Below are 4,306 nucleotides of genomic sequence, written 5' to 3' on the forward strand. Positions count from 1 at the left end.
TAGAGATGCAGTAGATCAAATAAAAAGGTACTTGCTTGGAGAGCATTGCAAATCAGCAAAGTGGGGAATAGTTACCAATGCAAATTACATCCAGCTCTGGAGGAGGCACGGGAAGGTTGTTCACCCTGTTACAGCAAACCTTGCTATCAACCTGGATAACATTGAGAACATCGTGCATGATTTACGAAACAAGATAGAAAACTACGAGCGCGCTTTGACCATATGTGTGTACAACAATAAAGGCGGTGTGGGCAAAACAACAACGGTTATTAACCTTGCAGGAGCATTAGCATATAAAGGGAAAAAAGTCTTAGCTGTTGACTTTGACTCCCAAGGAGATTTGACAAGAAGCTTGGGAGCTACTCCTGGAAAAGTTACACTAACGCAGTGTTTAAAGGATCCCAGGATAGACGTCCACACGATTGTTCAGACATATAGGCTCAAGACACCTAAGGGAATAGTTTCCGTCTTCAACCTCATCCCAAGAGACTCTGAGCTGGAGAAACTGACCGACAGCCAAAATGCAGCCTATATCCAGAAAGGAACCAGGCGCCTTCGGGATCTGCTTGCCCCCCTTCGTCGTGAGTATGACTACATCCTAATCGACTGCCCAACTCAGTGGCTTTACTTCAGCCAAAGTGGACTTTTTGCTGCCGACGTTATTTTGATACCTACCCGACCTGACGATCTGTCTTCTTTGAATAATGCTGTTAGAGTAATTACCAAATTCATTCCAGAAACTGTTAAATCACGACATGACGGAGGCCCCATCGCTTTGCCTATCTTTTTTAATGGCGTCTCCTCGAAAAATCAAAATGCTACCAAACTGGCAAACGAAGAAATACAAAAGCTTATTAAGCAAGAGAAAGATATCGACTTAACCCCGTATTTCCGACCGCTCTTTAAAAAGGGCAATGAAGACAAATGCATTATACCCGACTATGCACTGATATCTTCTGCCACTTTTGATCGAATTCCTGCTGTCCTTAAGCACAAGAAAGTTTTAGAATACTACCAAAAGCTCGCCGGCGAGTACTTTATCGATGAGTGAGTTCTCCGATCTCGGCAAGCTAGTGAACTTACCCCTTGAGAGCATCATGCCTGCCGAGGGGTTTTCTGCTCCCTCTTTCCTGGTTACTGCAGCAGCCGCTCAGTTAAGGGCAACAGGAGGGCGCAACTGGGTGCCGCTGCTAGTGGTTGAAGCTGGCGACTACCAGTACAAGGCCGTTGGCAACCATTTTGTCTATGCAGTTGCTCAAGAAGCAGGGCTGGAGAGGCTCTGGTGTATCATTGTTGACCCAGCTCTGGAGCAGGTGGAGCAGGCCCAAGTTCTCGCCAGAGAAAGGGTTCCGAAGGTCAATCTGACTGAGGCTTCTAGGGAAACTATCTTGGCTGCGCTGAGATACCTGGCTGAGCAGCCCGGCACTCCGCTTAAGGGAGTTGATGTAACCATTGCAGCCGCGCGAATTGCGGAGGCGGATAGGAGCTGGTGGCAGGATCTAACTCCCATAACCAAGCTAGGATGCAGAATTACGCAAGGCAAAAAGTTGGATGCTCTGAAGGAGGTATTTTTCCTAGCTCCTACAGCACCACCTCCTAGTAAGAAGAAATCGTCTAAAAAAACCACGACATCCGCCAGCGTCAAGAAAACAAGCTCAAGTCGCTCGCGGAAAAAGAAAGAGGGCTAAAAGGGATCCTCCCCCCACTGCAGAACAAGGCCGGCCTTTAGTACCGCCGTTCCCCCGCCCAAAGACCCACCAGAGCTGCTTTGCCCCAGGGATCCACCTTCACCTCTGCTCGCAGTGCTTCTGGGTTGCGGCGGATCTCTAGTTCCAGAACATCTCCCAGCGCTTCTGGAATGAAAAACTCTTCGATCCCAAACCTAAGCTGCCACCCATCGAACCACCCTTGCAGGACGACCTCCGTAGGTTGCAGCTCCCCGGGCCGGTCGCGGCTGATGCCGATGGCCTGCCAGGGTTGAGAGGGATCCCCGGCAGGAGGGGCCAAGCGCAGGTAGAGGATCCCTGGCTTACCAAGCTCAGGGAACCAACCGGGCAGTTTCTCCAGAGTGGAAAGTTGGGCAACGGTATAGCTCAAGGTTACGTAGCGGCCCCGCAAGGGGTCGTAGGGATCCCGAGGAGCAATTTGCAAGTAGATGGGGGTTCCCGTGGCAAGGGTAAGCGCCTTCCGGGTCGGCACCAGCGCAACCAGGCTTACCTGCAGCAATAGGGCCAACCAAAAGAGGGATCCCTTGGGAGGCCGAGGAGAGGGCGTGTTCATTACAGCACGGTTCTAGGCGGCTTGCTGGAACAAGTTACCCCAAGCTGTGGAGGAAGCTATGCCTGGGGGGATCCTCTTTCAGGGCAGACTTCCCAGCCATAAAGATGCTATCCTAGTTAAGCGTCTTCTCGGCTCAGTAGCTCAGCGGTAGAGCAGGGGACTCATAAGCCCTGGGTCGCGTGTTCAAATCACGCCTGAGCCATCTCTAGCAAGGCTTTGGTTGCAGCCTTTGGAGGACAGGTTGAGCTGGAGCTCTAGCTTTCGCTCTCAGGTTGCAAGAGGCGGCATTTCCAAGGGCGAGCCAAGCCCCTTGAGCTATCCCGATCCCGGATAAAAGCCGAGATCTAGCACCTGCTCAAGTGGGTAGGGACACTCGGCGGGCAGATCCTCTTCCGAGAGCGGCGTTTCTTTCACCACCAACAGGATCCCGTCTTGGTAAGCCTCTGGCAGAGCTGCCAAAAGCTCAGGCTTTAGCTTAATCGGCGGGAAGACCCGCACTGTATGGGTGAAGAGCCAATCAGTGTCGGGATGAAAGCCGTTCGTGCTACAAGTGAGGCGAACAAGTTCAATCTCTGGAGAGTTTCCCGCCGTGGGTTGCACCGTGGCCGCACGCTAAGACCTCTGTACCAACAAGTCTGGGAAGCGTGAAGCCCGTACGCTATCGGTTCGCGCAGCGTGGCGTCAGCCATGTTGTGTTGACTCAACGAAGATGAGTGCCGGGAGTTGTTCACAACTGCTGCTACAAGGTGGGATCCCTTCCCCAGCCGAAGGTACGCCTTTGCGCAGGAAGCCCAACCGCTCGGATGCTATAACACTACCTAGCGTGTAGCCTGCTTACGTCAGGGGGGCGAAGTCCTTTGGCTGAGTTTGCAGCAAAAGAACTCGCTGGGTGGAGGGGTTGGTAAGAAGGGGCAATCTTGGCCATGAGCAGCATCTGGGTTGAGCAGCGCCGCCGTGAGGAGGAAGCGCGCCATTTTTTTTGGATGGTGGCGCTGTCCTTGCTGCTGCATGGGCTGGCGCTGCTGGCCTTGCTCTACTGGAGTCGGTTTTGGCTTATTCGCGAGCCAGAACAAGAGGCCATTGAGTTTATCTTGCTGGAGCCAGAAGATCTCGAGCCGCCGGAAGAAGCAGAGCTGGTTTCAGAAGTGGATTCCCGCGATGGGGGCGAGCGGGTAGAAGCACCCCCTTCCCAGGGCAGCCCACCCCAATCCCAGGCTGCCCCCCAACAGGAAGCTCCCCCACCGCCTCCGCCCCAACCCCAGCCGCCACGGCCGCAGCCGCCTGCCCCTGTGCCACCCCCTGCCCCGGCGGAAGTTGCCCTGGCCACTCCTAGACCTACCCCACCCCCCACGCCAACTGCGCCTCCGGCTCCTCCTCGGCCTGCGGCAACGCCAACTGCAGCCCCACCTCCGCCCACCCCAGCCCCCCGACCCACTCCCACCCAGACCCCGCGGCCTGTGGCGGCTGCTCCTCCTGCCACGCCGGCTCCCACGCCTCCCCCCACTGCCGAGCCTCTACCCGTGCAGCCCAGCGAGCGGGCCTCGGATCTCAGCCAATTGCAGCCGGCTGCGCCGGCTCCCCAACCGACGACGGAGGTTCTCCCCGCCGAGCGGCCCTCCGATGCTTCCCAGTTGGGGCCGCCCCTGAGCGCTTCTGCTGCCAGTGAAGGGGCTGGGATCCAGGGCCAGGGAGCCAGCGGCTTGGCCAACCCCACCCAGTCGGCTCCCAACCCCCCCAGTGTGGCGGCGCGGGCGAATGTGGACTGGGGCCCTTGGCTGGCAGCTTTACAGCGCAAGGTGGAACAAAACTGGATCCCGGGGCAGACTGGCACTTCCCGCCGCACGGTGGTAATCTTCACGGTGGGTCGGGGGGGCGAGCTGCAGAGCATCCGCCTGGCCCGCACTTCCGGCAGCCAACAAACCGACGACGCGGCGCTGACAGCCATCCAGAGAGCAGCTCCGTTTTTGCCCCTGCCTGAGGCCTACGAGGGCAACTCGGTGACGATTAACTTCACCTTCGACATCAA

Annotated in this window: 5 protein-coding genes and 1 tRNA gene; 4 read left to right on the forward strand and 2 right to left on the reverse strand. The window is 56.3% G+C overall.

All coding sequences use genetic code 11. From position 1 onward, the window contains the following. The first annotated feature begins 247 nt into the window (after positions 1-247). Positions 248-1,051: a ParA family protein gene (locus NW863_RS11620; RefSeq protein WP_414366518.1), complete on the forward strand. Its 804-nt coding sequence runs from the start codon at positions 248-250 to the stop codon at positions 1,049-1,051. After that, positions 1,044-1,688, forward strand: coding sequence for a Rho termination factor (locus tag NW863_RS11625; protein ID WP_414366508.1), 645 nt, complete (start codon positions 1,044-1,046; stop codon positions 1,686-1,688). Before NW863_RS11620 ends, NW863_RS11625 begins: the two co-directional genes overlap by 8 nt. 37 nt (positions 1,689-1,725) lie before the next feature. On the opposite strand, the gene NW863_RS11630 is transcribed toward NW863_RS11625, so the two are convergent. Next, positions 1,726-2,280: a GDYXXLXY domain-containing protein gene (locus NW863_RS11630; protein WP_414366509.1), complete on the reverse strand. Its 555-nt coding sequence runs from the start codon at positions 2,278-2,280 to the stop codon at positions 1,726-1,728. A gap of 130 nt (positions 2,281-2,410) precedes the next feature. On the opposite strand from NW863_RS11630, the gene NW863_RS11635 reads away from it, so the two are divergent. Further along, positions 2,411-2,482: transfer RNA gene (locus tag NW863_RS11635), tRNA-Met, on the forward strand. Positions 2,483-2,595: 113 nt separating this feature from the next. Here the strand turns inward: NW863_RS11635 and NW863_RS11640 are convergent. Then, positions 2,596-2,880 carry a DUF29 family protein gene (locus NW863_RS11640; RefSeq protein ID WP_414366511.1) on the reverse strand — a complete coding sequence of 95 codons (285 nt, stop codon included), beginning with the start codon at positions 2,878-2,880 and terminating at the stop codon, positions 2,596-2,598. Positions 2,881-3,203: 323 nt separating this feature from the next. On the opposite strand from NW863_RS11640, the gene NW863_RS11645 reads away from it, so the two are divergent. Next, positions 3,204-4,306 (forward strand): energy transducer TonB (locus NW863_RS11645; protein ID WP_414366514.1); only part of this gene is annotated, 1,103 nt, incomplete at its 3' end.

This window comes from Synechococcus sp. B60.1, assembly GCF_047462555.1.
Lineage (GTDB): Bacteria > Cyanobacteriota > Cyanobacteriia > Thermostichales > Thermostichaceae > Thermostichus.